This window comes from Leptospira kmetyi serovar Malaysia str. Bejo-Iso9, from assembly GCF_000243735.2.
GTDB lineage: Bacteria > Spirochaetota > Leptospiria > Leptospirales > Leptospiraceae > Leptospira > Leptospira kmetyi.
In genome coordinates this window covers 2,142,165-2,162,500 of the sequence record NZ_AHMP02000003.1, presented here as the reverse complement: position 1 = coordinate 2,162,500, position 20,336 = coordinate 2,142,165, and the positions used below count along the sequence as shown (strand labels likewise).

Here is a 20,336-nt window from a genome sequence, read left to right as displayed (position 1 = left end):
AATTCTAAATCAGCTTGGGCCATAATATTTCTGTCAATACTACAGGAAATAGAACGTTCGTCAAGGGTTTGGGAATATTCGAGGAACTGAAAATACGAAAGAATCGCTTCTACGGCCCGGAATTTAATGCGAAACGAAACTTCGGAGTTTTTTTTCGGTCTATTTAAGTAATGGAAAATCAGATTTCTCGTTTCCTCATATTTCTTTCCGTATTCACCCTGATTATCGGATTGGGTTATACATATACCGGCTTTCGTCTTATACCCGGCTTAGGCGCCCAAGGTTGGCTTTCTTGGTTCGCTTGGATTCTGATCCTATTGTTCACCTTGAGCATTCCCGTAAGTTATTACATCAGCCTTACTTCCAGACAGGAAGGAATTCAGACAGCGTTCTCCTATCTCGCCTTCACCGGGTTAGGTTTTTTTACGATCCTGTTCAGCCTCGTTTTGTTGAAGGACATTACCACCGTGTCCTTGCATGGAATCACCCGATTCTTTCCAAGCCCGTCGGGCTCCGATCAAGGCGGAGCGGAACTTCTTCAAAGGAAAGAATTTCTAAACCAACTCTTAAGTTTTTCGGTGCTCGGACTCGCGGGAGGACTTACCGGAATCGGATTCTATCAAGCTCATAAAAAGTTGAAAGTGATTCACGTTGACGTTGTGGAGGAGAATCTTCATTCTTCCCTGGACGGATTTAAAATCGTTCAGGTTTCGGACATACATATCGGACCTACGATCAAAAAGAGTTTCTTGGAATCGGTCGTAAAGACGATCAACGAACTCGAACCGGATCTCGTCGCGATCACCGGAGATTTGGTCGACGGGCCCGTAAGCAAACTCGGTCATCATATCACTCCTCTTGCGGATCTGAAATCGAAACACGGAACCTTTTTCGTAACCGGCAATCACGAATATTATTCGGGAGCCTTGTCTTGGATTCGGGAAGTTCAAAAACACGGGATTCGAGTTTTGTTAAACGAACACCAAATTCTCGAACACGGATCGGCCAACTTGACGCTCGCGGGCGTGACGGATCTCAAAGCGGGAACGATCATCGCGGAACACAAAACCGATCCGTATCAAGCGATGAAAGGCGGAGAAAAATCGGATTATAAAATTCTTCTCGCGCATCAACCCAACAGCGTGTTCGAAGGAGCGGACGCGGGATTCGATCTTCAGTTGTCCGGTCACACACACGGCGGTCAGTATTTTCCGGGCAATCTTTTGATCTATCTCGCGCAGAAGTTCGTAGCCGGACTTCATAAACACAAGGACACATGGATTTATGTGAGCAGGGGGACCGGATATTGGGGACCTCCGATCCGTCTCGGAGCTCCGTCCGAGATCAGCGTGATCCGATTGAAGAAAAATTCTTAAAACCCGCCGCTTGGGAAAGGCCCGCCGTTTTCCGATATTCTAAGAAAGGACTTAGAATTGGAGGACGGTCATGGTCCTTTTCGGATCCAATCAAAGAATCATTCTCGCGTTAGGAATCGTTTTAATCGCGTCCTTCGTATCCGTACACTGCGGAAAGAAAAACAAGACGACTTCCAAAAAAGAAAATTCGAAAACCTCGTCTTCTCAAAAGAAAAACGATCTGGACTTGGAGCCGGAACTGAAGGAAAGAAAATTCTTTCAAGAAGACGCGCTCGGCCAACCCAAAAAATACGTGGAACCGGAAGAATCGAACTCCGAAAACGATTCCTACGAACCGCCCAAAAAAGAAACCAGATCGCTTGCTTCCTACTTAGGATCGTCTCCGGGTTGTAAGAACGGAAATTGTAAAAACGGCCCCGGCGTCTATGTGTATGATACGGGAGAAGTTTACTCCGGAAGTTTCAAAAATGATAAGCGACATGGATACGGAAACATCCAATACAAGGACGGAGATAAATACTCCGGATATTTTCAGAACGATAAGAAGGTGGGAACGGGAACGTATCGTTTTGCAAGCGGCGCGGTTTTTAGCGGAAGATTTTTCGACGACGGCGAAAGCGCGGAAGGCCATCTAACCGTCGGCAAAAAAAGAAAGGAATGTTCCATCATCCGCAACAAGATGAATTGTCACGGATAAGCGTCTGCGGTTTGTCCCAATTGATTTTGTAAATCGAGAACGATCGGCTGAGACATCTTCATAAGAACGTGGTTTCTGAATTCTTTCGGAGGTTTCCCCGAAAATTTTATACAAGCTCTTCTGAAAGAAGAGGGAGAATTGAACCCGCTCGCAAGCGCCACTTCCAAAAGATTGATTTCCGGTTTTTGTTGAATCATTCGCTTCGCTTCTTCCAATCTATGAAAGCTTAAAAAATCCGTGAAGCTTAGATCCTTGTAGTTGTTCAGATAATACGAAGCCTGGTGCAGAGAAAGGCCGATGTAAGCCGAAAAATCGGACAAACGAATCTCTTCGTCTAAAAATTCCCGATCGTCTATAAACTTTTGAATCCGTTCTTCGATTCTGGAAATATCCAAACGTTCCACGAGATTTTTAGGATTGGTCTGAAGGATCTGCGATTTTAAATCCTCCGGTTTGAGTTCCATGAGTTCGCTCGAAAAACCCACCTTCCAAAAATCGGGATGATTGTACTCGAGAACGAAAAAATAAACGATAAAGAATCCCGGAAGCGAAAGCGCGGTCATGATGATCAAAGGAGACTCGAGCCACATTCCTAAAGAATGCAGAAAAACCCCGCCGCACAAAACGAAGTTCTGAAGTGGATAGTTGAAGTAGATCTTTTTCATTCGATTCTTCAAAACTTGGGAAGAAGTCCAAAGCCCGGCCCACATTTGCAGAGTAAAAAGCATCACTTTCGCGAAATAAACGATGGAGATCAATTCGTCAAAAAGTTGGGAAATTGCGAAAATTGCAGGAAAGGAGGCAAAGCTGTAAACGCTGTAACGAAGCGGATTTTTTAACGTACCGAAAAGGTGCATAACGTAGAAAGTGGAGGAGAACGTTGCGACCGCAGCGAAACCGTAATAGTAAGAATAAAAGAGCCGGTTTTCAAAGGTGAGATTGCTTTTTGAAAAAACGGTAATCAGCATAAAAGACTTACCGTGTCCCAATAACATAAAACAAACACTCAATAAGAAAATTCCGCGAACGAGATTCAAACGGTCCTTTTTGGCTTTATAAAGCCCGGAGATTCCCGTTAAAAAACTGATCACCACACTCGCAGAGTAAAAATATTCCAAGTATCGATTGAAGGTGTCCTTTAATAAAACTAAGTAGAATAAAAGGTTCCATTCCGAAAAAAAATCCATCACACTCACTCCTGTTCCTTGTTCGCTTTCGGATCCCTCGTTTTTGGACGAATGAGAAAGCTATTTCTTGGGTTGCAGTCGAACTAAAAATAAACATATCATATTTTCAGATGACAAAACTTGATTCTCAGTGATTCCGAACGTTTGCGATTTCGTTTTAAGATTGGAACGACAAGGGAATAAGTTCTTGATAAAACTTACTTCGATCTGGATCAAAAGTCTTTTCATGATATAAGTTGAATTAAATAGAAGAATCGAAATGAGTAATATACGAAATGTTTTTTTAGGGAACGAAATAAATCATGAATTTTATATGTCAAATTTTGTTAAACGAAATGGACTTGATCCCAAAAAAGTCTTGTTTAGTGCGATCTATAATCATTCTAAATCTTGAGAAAGAATAAAGATGCGCGTTGTGCGAAACAGAAATCTGGATTCTTTTTTTATTAAATTCTTATTTTAAAAAAACTTTAGATTCTTTATTTAATATATTCGAAGTTATAAAAAAAGAAAATTGAAAATCCGGTCAAATTGGCGGCTCCCATCTGCGGCATCCTTTGCTTAGATTCGAAGATATTGTTTCAATTTGACAATAAAAAGAAATGATTCGATGATCTGTTTATCTTCTCATCAGTAATCCTATTCACTTTCAAAAAGCTGAATGTGTTTTTCTGCCAATCGTTGAAAGTAACCTCGTGAATATCTCGCAATCTATAGACTGAAGGGATGTTCAACATATATTCTGGTATTCTTTTTTTAACGAAGTCGGCGATCGCTTCCGTAAAGAAGTCGCATAAGATCTTTATAATTATAGATCGAGCGTTGAATTCGGTTAACAATTTTAGCAAAAAATTATTTCGGGAGAAGCGATCGTTAAAAAGATGACCGTAGAATCAAGAAACGAACGTATCTATAAATTTAAACGTTCGTTCAAAATACAGACGGCGGTTTCTTATACGAAAAAAATCTCTCGGGAACGGAGTTCCCGCTAAAAAGCCGAATTCTCGGAAAGATTGGAACATTTAAACAAGATATCGGGCGCAAATCGTATCTCCAATGTGAAAAGAATCGTTTAGACGATCGAAGTGAAAATGTCGGAACACACAGTGTTTCAAGTAAAAATAAAACCATAGAAAGTTTGGATTTAGAGTTTGTGCAGATGGAAGTGTTTATGATGTTGTTTGACCTTTTTAGGAATTTCGTTTTATTCAGCGATCAGGCCTCTCCGTATTTAATTTGTATCCACGCAGGTTCGATCGCTCTGAGTTTTATCACCGGCGTCTCCGAGATTTATAGATTCAAAAAGAGTGAAATGAATCTGACTCGGGGTCTTGTGGCGCTGAGTGTTTGCGGTTGTCTGATTTTAAACACGGCTGCAATCAACTTTCTCGTTTCTCCCGCTTTAGAAAATCCCGCTTTTTATCATCGTTTCTATTTCGGTTTTTATTACGGAATCAATGTACTTCCCTGTCTTTGGGGTATGTTTTATACGATTTATCTTTTGGGTCTTTTGAAAAGCCCGGAAATATATTGTATCTACGCTACGGTCAGTTTGCCGATCGTTTTGATTCTCGCTTTCGTTTTTCCCGATATGGATTCGTATGTGCGTTTCGGAGACCTGCTCGGTTTAGCGATTCAAGGAACTACGGGCGTTTGGGGTCTTTATGCGATCTTCCGTTTAAAAAAATCCAAAATCTATTTCAATTACCCGGCTATGAACGCAATGATGTGCGTTACGTTTCTGCTCCACTATTACGGCGTTTCCGTACGTTCCGCGGATCTGATGTTGATCGCTTGTATGATTCCCGGGCATATCGTGGTTTACTTTTTCGTTTTGGAATATAATTTCCCGGGATTTACCTGGAGAGAAGAAGATCATCAACTCCGTAGTTTCGGTCTAAAGCCGTTTTCAAACGAACCGAGCGAAGAGATCGTCGAAGAAAAGGTTCAAAGAAGGAATCTGATGGAAGGCGTAAATCTTCAGGTGATCGAAAACCGGATCGAAAAGTTTATTAAAGAAAGGGAATATACGGACGAAGATCTGCGTCTTCCCGACTTTGCGGCGTATCTCGGTCTTACTGTACATCAGACTTCCTTTTATCTGAATCAATATAAGAAACTGAACTTTCCCGAATTTATCAATTATCATCGTATGGAGGAGGCGAAGAGGATGATTCTCGATCAGGCTCACTTGAATCTCCTCGAGATCGCGTTGGCCTGCGGATTCAATTCTCCGTCTTCGTTTCATCGTGCTTCGATCAAGTTTACGGGAATTTCTCCCCGGGATTTAAAAAAAGAGATTCAAAGAAAGGCTTTGACCGAAGTCGCTTTCGAACTTCAGGAAAAAACCGGTTAAGAACCGTTTGGGATTGGGAAAATTATGACCGTAATCGAATTTTTAAAGGACTTCGCATTATTGCATGAAGCCGCGCCGATCTATTTAATCTGCGCTCATGCGAGTGCGATCGAGGCGATTTCGTTCGTATATTTTGCGGACATTCTTGTCCTTGCGATTCAGATCTTCGTAGTTGCGTGGTCGCTCGATGCGATCTTTCGTTTGAAACAATCCAAGGTTTATCCCAATCTATCGATTCGAAATCGATTCCTAACCGGTGCGGTCCTTGTTTATCTCTACGGACTTTCAATCCGTTCCACGGATTTGCTTTTGCCGATCGGTTGGGTTTCGTCGCCTATCGTGGCCTATTGGTTTCTGCTTGAATACAATTTCCCCGGAATCACTTCGAAGGAATTGAGAAAGAAAATACAAATAAATCGGTTGGAAGGCGTTTTAGGATGATTCATATGATAAGTCAGCGAGAATTCAGATGCAAGTGATTCTACCGTTATGGAATACGTTTGAACGGATCATATTTTTAGATGCGAATGTGTCCCCGTTTTCCGCTTCGATGCAGGCGGCCGCATTGATTTTAACTCTTTTCTCGGGTATTTCCGATTTATACAGACATAGAAAGGTTCATATGAATTTGACGAGAGCGGCCACTTCTTTGAGCGTGTTCGCGACTTTGGTCTGTTATAATGTGGCAACGTATTTTATTATTTCTCCGGCTCTTTATGAACCGAGCTTGGGACATCGGATCTTTTTCGGAATCTACTTAAGTATATCATTATATAATATAGTTTCTAGTTTATTCTATTTTATGCATATTGCGGAAGCTATCGAAAAACCGGAAAAATATTCGAGTCTTCTGCTGGTCGTGTTCCCCGTTCTATTTGCCGTTACTTATTTTTCTAAAAATCTCGTTTTTCCCGTTTGTTTGACGAATGTTTTAATCATCGTTGCTCTCGTCTTCATGTCGTATTTAGTGATCCGAGCCGTTTATCTGCAGAAAGTTTCCAAAATTAATCTCAACTACGTTCTTTTTTGTTCGGTTCTGATCGCAGCGTATGGTTCCCGAATTTACGGAATTCAGGTTTTGTCCACCGATATTTTAGTAACGGCATACATGGCGTGTGTTTACGCCTTAATCTACTTGTTCTTCTTACAATTCTATTTTCCGGGATTCAGTTGGAAGAGTTCGTCCTTTCACAATGGAGAAACAAAATCAGATTCGATTCTTTTAACCGAAGAATGCGACGAAGATAATCTTGAAGCTAAGAGTTTTCAGAAAAGGAATCTTTTGGAAGGTGCGAATTTACACGTGATCGAAAATCGCGTCGAAAGATTTCTGCAGGAAAAAGTCTATCTGGATGAGGAAATTCGTCTTCCGGATTTTGCGGCGTATCTCGGTCTTACGGTCCATCAGACTTCTTACTTTATGAATCATTATAAGAAGTCGAACTTTCCGGAATTCATCAACTATCATCGTTTCGAAGAGGTGAAGAATATGATTCTTAAGGAATCGAATCTGAATCTCCTCGAAATCGCACTCGCCTGCGGTTTCAATTCTCCTTCTTCCTTTCATCGCGCTTCGGTTAAGTTTTCGGGACTGGTTCCGAGTGAATTGAAGAAAGGGATTCTCGAAAAAACATTAGAAATATCTTATGAACTCAACGAAAAGACCGGTTTGGAATCGGCGATTTGAAATTTTAGAATAGGAGAACAACGGCGGAACTATGACAGTGATCGACTTTTTAAGGGATTTCGTTTTAATACACGAAGGGGCTTCCACGTATTTGATATGCGTTCACGGGTGCGCGATTCTGATGAGTTTTTTGGGGGGAGTTTCCGAGTTTTATAAATATAGAAAAACGTATTTGAATCTGACTCGGGGTTGGGTCGCCTTTGCCGTTTGCGCTTGTTTGATTTTGAACAACGCGTCCGTTTCCTTGTTGGTTTCTCCGGAGATCGCGGTTTCGAATTCTTACCATCGTTTCTTTTTCGGAGTTTATTACGGATTGATGATCAGCCCTTGTCTTTCCAATATTTTCTCCAATATGTATTTGTTGAAGGCGGTAAAAAATCCGGAGCCGTATTGCAACGCTTCGATTTTGATGATTCCGGCTTTGATGATCCTTTCCTTTCTTTTTCCGAGTACGCTTTCTTTCGTTTATTTCGCGGATATTCTTCTTCTGGGAATCGAAGTTTTTCTCTGCGTATGGTCCGCTTATTCCATTCTCCGTTGGAAACGATCCAAAATTTATCTTAGTTTATCGTTTATGAACGTAATGATGTTCGCCTCGATCGGGTTTCACATCTTCGGTTTAATGACTCACTCCGAAGATTCTCTTCGGATGATCAGTTGGATTCCGAGTCACATGGTTCTTTTTTGTATTCTTTTGGAATACAATCGTCCCGGAATTTTTGCCTTTCCCGTGGGAGAATCCGATCAGAACATGAACGAAGCGCTATCCCTTTCGGATAACAAAATCGAAAAGAATGAAATCGTTCCCGGAAAAACCGCTTCTCCCAAAAAGAATCTGCTACAAGGAATCGATCTGGAAAAAATCGAAGAACGATTCGCTAAGTTCGTCGCCGATCAGGGATTTAAGGACGAAGAGATTCGTTTGCCAGACTTTGCGGCGTATCTCGGGCTTTCCGTTCATCAGGCTTCTTATTATCTAAATCAATTTAAGAAGTTGAACTTTTCCGAGTTTATCAATTATCATCGTGTCGAAGAAGTTAAGAAATTGATACGCGACAACGGAAATTTGAATCTTTTGGAAATCGCGTTGACCTGCGGTTTTAATTCTCCCGCGTCCTTTCATAGAGCCGTGTTGAAGTTCGAAGGCGTTCCTCCCCGGGAATTAAAACGGGAACTTCAAAAAAGAACATTAAAAATTCATTATACACTTGCGGAAGACGCGGGCTGACGAATATCATCGGCTGAATACGTAAACCGCGCCCGATTTTGATTTTGTGTTGTCTCCGATCGGAGCCGTCGCGGACGGAAACGTTTGAGAACTTTTTTCTTCGGGCGCTCCGAGTGCGATCGTATCTCCGGAAATCGAAAGACTTCCGTATTCTCCGATGGGCGGTCCGGGGCCTCCGACGGCGTTGGAGACTTGATCGCTCGGATCGGCGTTGCTCGTTTTGATAAACGATCGATAGACCCAATTCGTGTCTTTCTGAAATACGTACACCGCTCCCGACAGACTCGATCCGTTGTCCGTTGGATCGGGTAGAACTCCCTTATTTAATATGCTTCGTATAGAATTCGATTCTCTCGGTGCGGCGATCGCGACTGTGTCTCCCGAGATTGCGACCGCTTTTGCGAATTGATCGCTTGCTTCCGCATTGGGCGCTTTTAATCTCGCTGTTTCGGTCCAGGTTGTTCCGGTTCGCTCGAAGATATAAGCTTCTCCGGTGCCTGAGTTTTGTGTGTAAGCTCCCACGATGATCGTGTTCCCCGAAATTCCTACGGAGACTCCGAATTGATCGTTCGCGGCCGCGTTAGACGCCTTTAAGTAGGCTTCTTGAGTCCACGTAGTTCCGACTTTTCGGAAAACATAAGCCGCTCCCGAGTTGGTTCCTGATAAATCGTCTTGGCTTACGCCGACCACGATCGTATCTCCTGAAATTCCGATTTCGGATCCGAATCGATCGTTCGCGGCGGGGTTCTGGGGTTTTAAGTAGGCTTCTTGGGTCCAAGTAGTTCCGACTCTTTTGAATACGTAGGCGGCTCCGATATTCGTTCCGCTGTTGTCCGTGCTTGCGAAAGAACCGTTTTGAAGCGTGGGATCTAGGCTGGATTCTCGCGGAGCTCCGACCACGATCGTATCTCCGTCGATCGCGACAAAACGTCCGAAGCTATCGTTCGCATCCGCGTTAGACGCCTTTAAAAACGCTTCCAGGTTCCAAGTGGAACCCACTCTTCTGTAAACGTAAGCCGCGCCGGAGCCGGAAGCGGTTTCGTCGGAAGACGCGACTGTAGTGATCGAACGTTGCGCGCTGTCTTCCAGAGGAGCTCCGACTACGATCGTGTCGCCGGAGATCGCAACGCCCAATCCGAAAACGTCGCTCGAAGTTCGGAGCGGGGCCGTTAAGTAGGCTTCTTGAGACCATGTAATTCCGACTCGTTTAAACACGTAAGCGGCGCCCATAAACGAAGAATCTCCGTACGCGCCCGCGACAATCGTATCTCCCGAAATCCAAGTGCTGACCCCGAATGAGTGAGACGCCAATGTGTTGGAGCCTTTGAGAAAAAACTGATTCTCCCAATTGAGAGCTTTGATTTCCAAATTGAGTGTGATCGTGGAGGAACGGCCTTGAAGATCGTAAGCGGTGACTTGATAGGTCGATGTGCCTGCGGACCCGGGAGTTCCCGCAATTTTTCCCGTTATCGTGTCGAAACTCAGGCCCGTCGGCAGAGAAGGGGAGATCGAATAGTGGTTAATTGCGTCCAAAGAGGTCGGAACCTCGTCTGTAATCGCCTCGTTCTTTACGAATTGAAAGTTTTGGGAAGAATATTGAAATGAAATCGGACTGATTTGTGGTCCCGGGGAAGGGGCGGAACTCACATTTGAAAGATTCGTGTTTACGAGGGGGAGAATCCAAGAGCTCCCGCGTTCACCGGTCAAACAATTGGTTGTGAACGTAAAGAATAGGACCGATGAAACAATATTTAGAAAGGCGAGTAACGTCTTCATAAGTCCTCCAACAAAAATACGAATTTTTTCTATCTTCTCTCCGTGGATTCGTAAATTTTAAGATTCACTTCCGAGCGTGAGGATTGTTAGAAAAAAGATACGGAATAATCGCGGATTATTCTCCATGATTTATAATTGAGGAATTGGCTACTTGTAATTATACAGGAGGCGGGTTTAAGCCGTGTGTGAGTTCCTACATTTCGTTCGCGTGGGATTGTTGAAGAAGAATCAGGGTAATAGATAATTGATTCCACCGGCCTCGATAAAAAAGCGTGGAACTAAAAGAAGAATGAACAATGAAAGCGCGAGTAACGCGAAATAAACTTTTTTCCGAGCTTCGAATTCGGATTTTTCATCTCTAAAGAAATACAACCAAAGTAAAAACCAAGACGGATAAAACAAATGAACGAAAACTCTCGTCGTATCGTACGTGAAGAAGGTCACAACCGCCGCGATCGAAAAAGGAATCAAAATCTGGAACTTCCGTTTAAAAATTCGTTCTGCTAAAAGGACAACGTTTCCATTCAAAAAGGAGAATAGAGCCAGATGAGGTACGATCGTGTTGATCTCGATCCATTTGGAAAGTGGGACGTCCGTTACGGTGGTAAGACGAGAATCTTCGTGAACGATTCCTTTCCATTGAAACAGTAAGATCGAAAGAATTCGAGCGACCAAAAGAGTCCCTGCGACGACCGCCGTCAGCGGAACGTTCAGTTTTTTTTCGTGAATCGATCGCACGAGAATCAGCAGAAAAACAATAATCGAAAACTGATAAAAATGATTCCAGGCGCCAAGTAGCAATACAATGTATAATAGCGCATACCAAGAGCGACGTCGATCTTCGGAAATTCGATCCAGCAGAATGATCGTTGCGGAAGAAAAGAAAAACGTGAGATGATCCGGAAATCCGATCCACGTTTTTTGGATAAGAACGATCGGTGAGAGTAGAACAAAAAATCCGATGAATATACCTTCCCAATGTCCGAAACAAATTCCGAAATAAAAAACCAATAAAAGGCCGGAAAGAATCCAGATGTATGTGCAAAGACGCGAAAATTCTTCCGGGGATAAGTCGGCATTGAGTTTGTACAATGCGTAAGGAAATAAAAAAGAATCCGATTGGTGTTTTGAAGATAGATCGGTCTTCGTAAGAAAGTAAAGTCCCGTGTTGTAAACGCGCGCTTCCTCCTTGGATTGATAGAGATAAGAGGAGCCTTCGCGGAGGATGAAAAAGAATGCGAGGGTGAGGAGGAGGGCGGTGAGGATTTTTTTCACGATGGGGTAGGTGTATGGTGGGAGTAGGGCGTTGTCAAGGATTTGGAGAGAGGGGAGTCTCAATTTTGAAAGCATCGTTCTTTTTGATTCATTCGCTAATCCCATTCAGCTTTCTTTAAGCGCGCTACTACTGACATTTCGCATTTATCTAATACAACATTATCTAAATGAAAATGTGCACCTTCGAAATCTCGGTTTGTTAAGTCAAGAATAAGCGTGGCTGAGTGAACTAAGCCTTCTCGATTTCCATTGATTCGAAGATCATTGTCAGTTTTATTGTGAATTGTTTTAAGATAATTTACTGAAAATTCACCTTGAGTAGGTTGTTGGTCAAGTAAGTGGTAATTGATCTATTAACACTTCTAAGTCACTGTCCTATTTCAAAGTAATCAAAATGACTCTGGCTGGAATCTATGTTTTTTCACCTCGATTAAAACTATTTCCCATTTAGTGTCTTTATAGATTTGCGATTGATAAACAGAAGCAAGTAGGTAGAAGGAATATCACTTAGAAAAGAATTGGAAGAATTTGTCATTTTTATAATCGTCATAGTATTTAACTTGTTTTGAAAAATGGTAGTTCTATCCGTTTTCTTTTTAATACGTGCAAAAAAGGATGAAGTTATTTTCAATTTCTGTTTTCACCAAATTGTGTTGTATGTAATCTTGCTAATGGAAATATTCTTGTTTTTTTTACATTTAAAAATCATTATATTCTATGAAAGTAATTTTTCTCTTTATGGTTTATTTTCAGAATTGTTCTAATTTTACTGTCTGCTATTTCAATTTTTACGAGATTCTGGATCAGTATGATCTTTCCAAGAAATTAATCCCTTTTTATCTAAGAAGTAAGTTCTAACGGTAGTATCGATTGACGGACCAGTCGGAATTGAAACTATACATCCTTTATTTACCCAAAATTCAACTAATTTCATAAGCTTTGCATTAAGATTTTCTTCTTCTTTATATAAGCTTACTGCGTAATGGTAATCGTAAAAAAAAATATCATCCGCTTCTGTCACTCTAACTTTATTCTCTTTCGTTTTGAATGAATGATAAAAACCTGAATCATAATTACTGCTTTCTCTTACTTCATGGTCAAATCCTAATAATACTTTTTGTGTTAGTTTTGCAAATGCTTCTAATTTAATGATTTTTTTCGATGTATCAAAGCGAAAGTAGATCTGAGTAATCATTATTTATTTCCATAGAATATCGCAGGCTGATTTGGAACTTTACCTTTTTCAAAACCACCTACAGATATATCCCTATTAAGAATTTTCCCCCATTTTTCAGACCAAGAACCGAATTCTGGATTTTTACTCATTAATTTGTCAGGATGTACGAATCCAGGTATTTTCTTAGATGTGCTAAGGTTTTTTGTCAAAGAGGAACTTTCAACAAACACATCAATATCGCTTTTTGGACCAAATGGTTTTCCAGATTTAAAGCTTTGTCCCGTGATTGAACTACCTCGAACACCTAAGTTATAGTCGGGAATATTTTTAGATTTCATAATGCTATCTAATTCTGACATCGCTTTTCTATATTGGCTTTCATTTTTAAAGCCTAGAGGAATTTTTCCAGTAGAGCTAGCAGCCTTAGCTAATCCTTTTGCTGTTGAAGCGGCTAATTTTAAACCGTAGGCACCGGTCGCCATTTCTTCTAACTCACGACGATTCGACGGAACTAATGTAGCTGCAACTTTGTAAGCTAAGCCCATCGAATCATTAATTAAAGCAATCGAGTTTCCGACAAATGTGCCATCTTTTGACGCAGTTCCTCCATTGTAGGAGGAATCTCCAAGTTTATTTAATACGTGGTTAATGCCTGCTAAGGTATCTACTACGGCATCATGTCCCGTCGGATCCTTCGCCCCGATCGGATTTCCCTTCACATACGAGAATCGGTTCCAACCCTGAGTATCCCACTCGCCGTCGATTACAGTATCCGCACTCGTAAATCTCGCGATCCCCGGATCGTAGTAACGCGCATTGTAAAAATAAAACCCGGACTCTCTGTCTAACTCCTGCGAGTTGTATTTCGGAGCAAAGTCGGTGTCACCGCGTTGAACAAACGTCTCCCCATACGGAAGATATTGCATTTTGGAAAGAGTTCTTCCATCATCGTCTAACACGTGTGAAACGGAATCGACTTGATCGGTAAGATAATAGGCCATCGCGCTGTTTTCGGCAATGGCTGCGATTCTCACACCGTTGAGATACACGTTGTTAACGGAAGTGACGATATTCTCGCTTTCGATGTATTCCAGGCCGTAGAATTTGCTTGGATAAAGAATCTCTACGTTTGTAAATTGATTGTTCTTTTGTTCGAGCGCGGATTTTCGGACTCGGAACCCGCCTTCGTCATACCAATAGGTGCCGAGAGTCGCTCCATTTCCGTCCTGGATGTTTCTGATCCTGTCTTGAGAATCGATGCCGATGTTTTTGGTTAGATCTTTTGCGTTGTCTCTCTGGCGAGTTAAGTTACCTGTCGCGTCGTATTGTAAAGTAAGAGTATCGTTTCCGGTCTTAGTCGAATCGATATTCGTGACCTGGTGGTTATTATAAATGTAACTCCATTCGTCCGTGATGTTGCCGTTTGAAGGATCGTGGATACGTTTAGAAGTTAGATTTCCATTTTTCGCATAACTATAACTTTGTCTGAATTGTTTGGTAAGATTGTCCGCGGTTTCGACGTAACTTCCGACCGCATTTGTTAAGCGACCGAGGCCGTCATAATCGTAATTGTATTGAGTCGTGTGTTCGCTTGCGTTGTTCGCGATGCTCGTAATATCGTTTTTGCTGTTAAACGCATAGACCGCGTCCTGAAGAACTTTCGTGCTTCCGTCCACGTCACCGGAAGATTGGATTCGTACCATTCTCCCTTTGATATCGTAAATATAACTTGTACCGATTCCGTTGCCGAGAGTAAAACCGGCGGTTTGTCCGAATTCGTTGTAGATGATATTTTCTACGATGTCCTTATTGCAAAAACCGGGAAGAATTCCGCTCGTATCCACTTGAACCGCAATGTCAGTGATATATCCGGCGGTTCCGTAGTTGTAACAAGCCCGCATTCTCGCGTGAGAAATCGGATGTTCTGGATAATCGATGCGGCTGACGCGGCCGAGTAAATCATATTTTGTTTCCGTAATATACGGGCCCTGTGTTTCCGGCACGGGCGAGCTGAGAATCATACGGGTTTCTTTTTTGATTCTCCCCAGCTTATCGTAGCTGAAGGTTTTGTTTTGAACCCCGTCTTCGATACGAACGATCTTTCCTAAAGCGTTCTCGCTTCCCGAATAAGAATCGTATGTATAATGAATGTCGCCTTCCGGAATTTGTTTAACCGTGATCCTTCCGATGGAATCGTACGAAAGATTCGTTGTGATTCCTCTCGCGTTCGTGCTGGAAGTCAAATCACCGAAGGAGTTATAAGTAAAACTTGCAACACCGAGATCTGGATCGCTATCTTGACGTAATCTTCCGAACGCGTCATACAACCAATACGCTTGATTCTTCCCCGAAGTATCTTTTACGGTGACGCCGCTTGCAACGTTGAAACAAGAAAGAGGAATTCCGTCGTTGAGATCGCTCTTCTTAACTCTATGTCCCGCGAGATCATAGCAGAATCCGATCTTTGCTTGCGTTCCATCGGAAGCGAAGTCTTCCACATAAAGAATCTGACCTCTTGCATCCTTTACGATTCGTTTGCTCGTGCCTCCGCTATGATTTTCAGTGCTTTCAAACGGATCGTTGTAAACGGTTGTGATCGTCGTTGCGGATGTTTCTCCTTCCGCAGTCGGCATCGTTGTCTTTTTAATTCTTCCGATCGGATCGTATTCGAAAAGAGTCGGATTGCGTTCTTCCAAATGTAAAGCGAAATGGTCGATCTCGCCGCCGCTGACCCAATTGGATTGGCTTTTTCGGATTAATTTCCCGGTTCCGTCGTACACAAGACGTCCCGTCATCGTATAATTACCGTTAGATGCAGTCTTTACGGTATAAATTCCGCGCCCCATTCCGTCCGCATACGTGCGGGAAGCGAAATCAGGATCGCCGGTTCCCGAAGGAAGAACGGTCTTTGCACTCAAAGGAAAGGAAGAACTGTAAGAATGATTCGTAACTACGCGGGTCCCATCGTCCGTATCCGCGCTGGAGCGAACGATTCTTCCGTAAGAATCATATTCAAAATAGCTTTTATTTCCGTTGGCATCGGTTTCTTCCGTTGCGGAACCGAATGCCGAGCCGTAATCGATTTTATACTGAGTCGGAAATTGAATCGAACCGCCGAAACTCGTTTTCTGAGTTACGAATTGATGCAGTTCGTTATCGTAAGAATGAGATGTTCCCCGGTTCGGACTTCCGCTGGAATCTTTTTCCAAGGTCTGATTGCCGTACGAATCATAATCATATTCTAATGTTTTGGAAGAAACGGCGGGAAGACCGCCTCCGGTATAAGTTGCAACGTTCTTGATTAGATTTCCGATGCTGTTGTAAGAAAGAATGGAGATCGTTTCATGTGCGCTTCCCGAAAAAGAAACCTGACGCGTCGCTCTTCTTTGATTGGTTGTGTCGTCGGTTTCAAAATCCGTACTGTTCGAAATCGTGACGGAAGAATGCGCTCCATCGCTGAAATGGTCCGTCGTGCTGTCCGTTTTTCGGCTGATTTTGTAGCCGTCCAATGTCGTATTAAAATTTTGTGTTACGGTCCGCGATCCGTTTAGAAATTTTTCGATCTTAGTCGTTTCATTGAGATAACTGACGACTCCCGGAGTCGTTTCGATCCGATTGATTTCGTAAGAGGTGAGAACGTTTCCGTATTCTCGGTTGTCGTTTCCGATAATCTTCGTTTCTTTTTCCGCGCCTCCAAGTGCGCGGTTCATCATAAAATCGGAATATGTATTTGCGTGATACGTGTGGATCGTTCTTGCGCCGTACGCTTCTTGAACGGTAAATTCTCCGAAACCGAAAAAGTCAGTTTCTTTTTTGCCATTGATAAAAGCGGAGAATGCGAATCCGTTTTTGTATTGATAATTCTTTGTGATCCGATTGGAAAAACCGTCGTCCAGTGTGATCGAAGTGCACACTCTGTAACTCGTTGGAAGATCGGAGATGTCGTCGTCGCCCGTGTTGTCGAATTTCGTCGAATGCTCGTATGTGAGTTCGTAAAAACCGCCGATCCCGTTTTTTACTTTTTCGATTACGTCCGGAACGGAACCCGTAGAAAGCGCAAAATACCAAGTCGGCTCTTTTAAATGAATGATTCCTACATCGGCGAGGCCGTCTCCGTTGTAATCGCCTTGGATCCATTGAAAAACGTACACTTGAGCGATTAGATCCGGCCTTTCCAAAGTTTTCACAAGAACGTTGGATGGAAGAGAAACGATTTTGCTTTGCGCGAGATCGTAAAGTTTATCGTCTCCGCTTGAAAGAATGATTGGATTTCCGTTGTTGTCGAATCGATCGCTGAACCCAATCGTTCCCGCGTTGTATTGGGTTCGTGCAACCGATGTCGTATTAATTTTTATTTTGTAAAACGAAGTCCCGTTATCGAGCGTTTTTCCGAAAACGATCGATCCGTCCGAAGTCAGAGAATAGATGATTCCGGAAGGACTTGTCGCGTTGTAATCGGAAGTCGTGATCGGAAGGGGAATATCCCCCGTTAATAGTTTGAATTGAATCTGAGTACCGCTGATCGTTCCCAGATACCATTTGTGAGTCGAGGTCCTTCTATCCACGAGAGCAAGTTGCGCTTGGGTTGTCGTAAACTTTCCCGAGAATAAGCTGAATTCTTTTCTGCGCTGACGGTTTTCTCCCGTGCCCGCTTGAAAAAGATCGTTCAGAGAAGTGGAGGAAAGATCGCCGCTCGGAGTTAGAGCCTTCGTTCCCCCCAATCCGCTCAAAATAAAACGCGCGTTCCCGGAAGAAGTCTGATCGTCCAAGATCAAAGCCGATTGAGAACTGTTCGTTTCGAAGTGATCGATCACATAACCGCTGTTTTGCGGATCGAAGTTCGCGACGTCTGTGTCCGTAAACGTAGCTAAATAAGAAATATCGAATGCGGTTCCGCTCGTATTCTTGATTACAAAAAGCTGATTCGTGTTTCCTTGTTTTTTGTAAAAAAGAACCTCGTCTTTGGTTACGTTCGTATAACGATCCGGTTTGCCTCCGAAAAGAATCGAAATTCCGGACGCTTCCGGATTTAAAGTTGTGTTGACCCTTTCGGTGAAAGAATTTCCTTGTTTGAGATCGAACGCGTTCGCCTTTCGATCAAAGATCAAAAGTTCGGGAGAAGAGGAACAATCGTCCGTTGTAAAACAACCGGCAAACGCGAGTTCTCCTTTGCCTGCGTTTAAGTTCCCGTCATACTTATATTTGAGTAAGATCGATTTCGTACTGGAAGCGGCGATAAAATTGGAAGCCGCTTGTTCGAGCTTCACCTCGTCTTTAGGAAGAGGAGTTTTCATGATTCGGTCCTGATCGGGGCCATAACTCATGTCGCTATAAATTTTATAACGGAATCCGTTTAAAGTGGATTCTCCGATCCAAAACTTTCCGTCGTTTGCGGAAAAAAATCCGATATCCGTTCTTCCGTCCCCGTTGAAATCTCCCTGAAGCCAGCGGGTAATCGGTTTAAACTGAGGGGTTTTGGACCAGATTCTAAAATTGATCGTTCCGTCTCCGGTTTCGCCTAACGTCCATTCTCCGGAGGAACGATCAAAGAAGAGAAAATCCGAAAAGCCGTCTCCGTTGAAGTCTCCCGAAAAACGATCGTTTGTAAAGAGGGATTGTTCTGCGATCGTGAAGACTTTATACAATTTCCATTGCATCTTAAAGTAGATCGGATCGCTTTTGTTGTCGTTGCGATAATTCTCGCCGACGAGCCATCGACCGGATCTGGCGTCATACAAAGAGATGTCCGTTCTTCCGTCTCCGTTGTAATCGCCGACGAGAAAGTTGATCTTGTCTCGATTTTTTCCGGCTTTGGTGGAATCGTTCGTACTTGCGCTGTCTAAGTTTCCATCCGGAGAATAATCTCCGCGGAATAGGTTCTGAAATTTTTTTGCGAAGCGGAGGAATTCGAAACTTCCTCCTTTGTTGAGCATCAGCGTCCATTGACCGGTGGGCTCGTCGAATAAAACCGAATCGGATAATCCGTTTCCATCGTAGTCGCCGGGAAACCATTCCATACGAAAGATGTCCGGAACACCGGCCATCAATCTTCCGTACGATTTGAATTGAAACACGCGACCGTCGTGCTCGGCTACGATAAAGTCTCTCGTTTCGGGAAGATAGAATGCGATGTCCGAACGTCCGTCTCCGTTGTAATCGCCGCTTACGTTCCCTTTGAAGAATCGAATCTTTTCGTTGTTATTGTATCCTTGATAACGGTTTGCATAGATCTTAAAATTATATCCGCCTTCCTTTCTTCCTTCCGCAGCTTTCCAATTTCCGGACTTCGGATTAAAAAAGAGCATATCGGAGATTCCGTCTCCGTTGAAGTCTCCTTCAAAGTATTGTGTGGATTCGGGAGTGTCTTCCGATTCGGAAGAAGCCTGATTGGCGATGTTCTGCCAGGTCAAAAGTCTGCTGGAAGTTTGGTATTGAAATTCCGGTTGTGTAGTATGTCTGCTGGATTCGATCGTTTTGATTCTCGGTCTGCCTGAATCTTCGGAAGTTTCGTAAACGGGAGTATAATCCCAAAGTTTTCCGCCTCCGTCCCAACCCACTTCGATTCTTTCCAAGACCTTATCCATCTTCATCAAAAATCCAGGTGCGTTGGAAACGTAAAAATCGTCCCTTTGTTTCGTATAGAAACGCACGTATTGACGCGCGGAAGCGCCGCTTTTGGAATTTCCCGTATAGCGGATTTCTTTTAGATATAAGTTTCGTTTATTATAATATTCAGAATTGTCGTATTGAACTTGAAGATAGTTTCCATTCCTATCTTCCGTTTTAGAAAGATACCAGCTGTATGTCTGACTTGGGTTTGCCGGATTGTAAATCCTGCTCGCGTTGCTTTCGCCGAAAGTGTTCTTTGTTCCGGAAGAATCCAATACTTCCCAAACCCCGCCGCTTTCGATATTACTGAGTCTTAATATAACTAAGTCTTCGCCCGTGATCTCGGGTCTATAGGTTCCGTTTTCATTCGAAGAGCCACCCGCGACTTTTACGAGTCGAGTTCCATTCCAGGTGAATGAATCTCGATTGTCATAGTAGAGTGCTCCGTATTCCGGCGTTCGAGTGATGGAACCGAGGCCGAGATTCCATCCCACGCCAAGCCATCCGTCTCCTCCGGTCGAAGAATAAGAAATTGCTAATTTAGGTTCGATACCCGCGCGCCCGGCCGGTGTTTCGATCGGATAAGAAAGGGAAACTCCGCCGAAATGATTCGGCTCCGGCGGTGCGATAAAAACGGCTCCTTCCAACGGATCCGCTTTGGTCGATGGATCATCAATGGCGCTACTATAGTTTGTCGAGATGGAGAATAGATCGCTGCCTTCCGGTGCAGGCGCTGAACCGGGTCCTATGCCGGAACCGGAAGAGGGAAGTCCCGCTCCCGAGGGAAGACCTAACAAAGCCCATAGCCAATTGTTAGAATGTCCTTTGCCTCCGAATAGTTTACACGAAGGCATAAGTAGGACCGTGGCCAAAGCCGCAATTACGATTTTTCCGCGCATCTCAAATCAATCCAGTTTCGATATTTATTGTATTCTAAAGTTCGAATGTATTGTCTTCGTTCGAGATCG

Annotated in this window: 12 protein-coding genes (1 of these 12 only partly in view); 6 read left to right on the top strand and 6 right to left on the bottom strand. The window is 43.2% G+C overall.

Annotation, left to right across the window (positions count from 1 at the left end; genetic code table 11):
- Nucleotides 1-23: the 5' portion of a GAF domain-containing SpoIIE family protein phosphatase gene (locus tag LEP1GSC052_RS12440; RefSeq protein ID WP_010573910.1), read on the bottom strand. Its footprint begins 1,741 nt before the window's first position; the window shows 23 of its 1,764 coding nt (coding positions 1-23); the start codon lies at nucleotides 21-23; its stop codon lies off the left edge, out of view.
- 147 nt (nucleotides 24-170) lie between these two features.
- Between LEP1GSC052_RS12440 and LEP1GSC052_RS12435 the strand changes: the two genes are divergently transcribed.
- Nucleotides 171-1,376: a metallophosphoesterase gene (locus tag LEP1GSC052_RS12435; protein ID WP_020986118.1), complete on the top strand. Its 1,206-nt coding sequence runs from the start codon at nucleotides 171-173 to the stop codon at nucleotides 1,374-1,376.
- 70 nt (nucleotides 1,377-1,446) lie between these two features.
- Nucleotides 1,447-2,073 (top strand): MORN repeat-containing protein, encoded by a 627-nt coding sequence (locus LEP1GSC052_RS12430; RefSeq protein WP_020986200.1) that lies wholly within the window; start codon nucleotides 1,447-1,449, stop codon nucleotides 2,071-2,073.
- Here the strand turns inward: LEP1GSC052_RS12430 and LEP1GSC052_RS12425 are convergent.
- Nucleotides 2,064-3,260 (bottom strand): helix-turn-helix domain-containing protein, encoded by a 1,197-nt coding sequence (locus LEP1GSC052_RS12425; protein WP_020985898.1) that lies wholly within the window; start codon nucleotides 3,258-3,260, stop codon nucleotides 2,064-2,066. The two genes, LEP1GSC052_RS12430 and LEP1GSC052_RS12425, sit on opposite strands and share 10 nt — an antisense overlap.
- 1,171 nt (nucleotides 3,261-4,431) lie before the next feature.
- On the opposite strand from LEP1GSC052_RS12425, the gene LEP1GSC052_RS12415 reads away from it, so the two are divergent.
- The 4 genes from LEP1GSC052_RS12415 to LEP1GSC052_RS12400 all read left to right on the top strand — a co-directional run bounded on the left by LEP1GSC052_RS12415 (nucleotide 4,432) and on the right by LEP1GSC052_RS12400 (nucleotide 8,531).
- Complete coding sequence (locus LEP1GSC052_RS12415) at nucleotides 4,432-5,616, top strand: AraC family transcriptional regulator (RefSeq protein WP_040913001.1); 1,185 nt, start codon at nucleotides 4,432-4,434, stop codon at nucleotides 5,614-5,616.
- Between the two features lie 24 nt (nucleotides 5,617-5,640).
- Nucleotides 5,641-6,057 (top strand): hypothetical protein, encoded by a 417-nt coding sequence (locus LEP1GSC052_RS12410; RefSeq protein WP_010573917.1) that lies wholly within the window; start codon nucleotides 5,641-5,643, stop codon nucleotides 6,055-6,057.
- Nucleotides 6,058-6,145: 88 nt separating this feature from the next.
- Nucleotides 6,146-7,303, top strand: coding sequence for an AraC family transcriptional regulator (locus LEP1GSC052_RS12405; protein ID WP_020985596.1), 1,158 nt, complete (start codon nucleotides 6,146-6,148; stop codon nucleotides 7,301-7,303).
- 31 nt (nucleotides 7,304-7,334) lie between these two features.
- Nucleotides 7,335-8,531: a helix-turn-helix domain-containing protein gene (locus LEP1GSC052_RS12400; RefSeq protein ID WP_010573919.1), complete on the top strand. Its 1,197-nt coding sequence runs from the start codon at nucleotides 7,335-7,337 to the stop codon at nucleotides 8,529-8,531.
- A gap of 6 nt (nucleotides 8,532-8,537) precedes the next feature.
- On the opposite strand, the gene LEP1GSC052_RS12395 is transcribed toward LEP1GSC052_RS12400, so the two are convergent.
- From LEP1GSC052_RS12395 to LEP1GSC052_RS12380, 4 genes are all read right to left on the bottom strand, one after another.
- A complete protein-coding gene (locus LEP1GSC052_RS12395) occupies nucleotides 8,538-10,307 on the bottom strand; it encodes a putative Ig domain-containing protein (RefSeq protein WP_020986170.1) in 1,770 nt (589 codons plus the stop codon).
- Between the two features lie 228 nt (nucleotides 10,308-10,535).
- Nucleotides 10,536-11,582: a hypothetical protein gene (locus LEP1GSC052_RS12390; RefSeq protein ID WP_020986506.1), complete on the bottom strand. Its 1,047-nt coding sequence runs from the start codon at nucleotides 11,580-11,582 to the stop codon at nucleotides 10,536-10,538.
- Between the two features lie 781 nt (nucleotides 11,583-12,363).
- Entirely contained in the window at nucleotides 12,364-12,777 is a 414-nt protein-coding gene (locus tag LEP1GSC052_RS12385) for a hypothetical protein (RefSeq protein ID WP_010573922.1), read from the bottom strand.
- Nucleotides 12,777-20,222, bottom strand: a complete 7,446-nt coding sequence (locus tag LEP1GSC052_RS12380; protein WP_051185367.1) for a SpvB/TcaC N-terminal domain-containing protein — start codon at nucleotides 20,220-20,222, stop codon at nucleotides 12,777-12,779. Before LEP1GSC052_RS12380 ends, LEP1GSC052_RS12385 begins: the two co-directional genes overlap by 1 nt.
- Between the last annotated feature and the right edge of the window lie 114 nt (nucleotides 20,223-20,336).

What these genes read in the sequence shown, in the direction of transcription:
- LEP1GSC052_RS12380 (WP_051185367.1), bottom strand. Translation starts at nt 20,222, where the DNA reads ATGCCTTCGTGTAAACTATTCGGAGGCAAAGGACATTCTAACAATTGG.
- LEP1GSC052_RS12385 (WP_010573922.1), bottom strand. Translation starts at nt 12,777, where the DNA reads ATGATTACTCAGATCTACTTTCGCTTTGATACATCGAAAAAAATCATT.
- LEP1GSC052_RS12425 (WP_020985898.1), bottom strand. Translation starts at nt 3,260, where the DNA reads ATGGATTTTTTTTCGGAATGGAACCTTTTATTCTACTTAGTTTTATTA.
- LEP1GSC052_RS12410 (WP_010573917.1), top strand. Translation starts at nt 5,641, where the DNA reads ATGACCGTAATCGAATTTTTAAAGGACTTCGCATTATTGCATGAAGCC.
- LEP1GSC052_RS12430 (WP_020986200.1), top strand. Translation starts at nt 1,447, where the DNA reads ATGGTCCTTTTCGGATCCAATCAAAGAATCATTCTCGCGTTAGGAATC.
- LEP1GSC052_RS12435 (WP_020986118.1), top strand. Translation starts at nt 171, where the DNA reads ATGGAAAATCAGATTTCTCGTTTCCTCATATTTCTTTCCGTATTCACC.
- LEP1GSC052_RS12395 (WP_020986170.1), bottom strand. Translation starts at nt 10,307, where the DNA reads ATGAAGACGTTACTCGCCTTTCTAAATATTGTTTCATCGGTCCTATTC.
- LEP1GSC052_RS12400 (WP_010573919.1), top strand. Translation starts at nt 7,335, where the DNA reads ATGACAGTGATCGACTTTTTAAGGGATTTCGTTTTAATACACGAAGGG.
- LEP1GSC052_RS12415 (WP_040913001.1), top strand. Translation starts at nt 4,432, where the DNA reads ATGATGTTGTTTGACCTTTTTAGGAATTTCGTTTTATTCAGCGATCAG.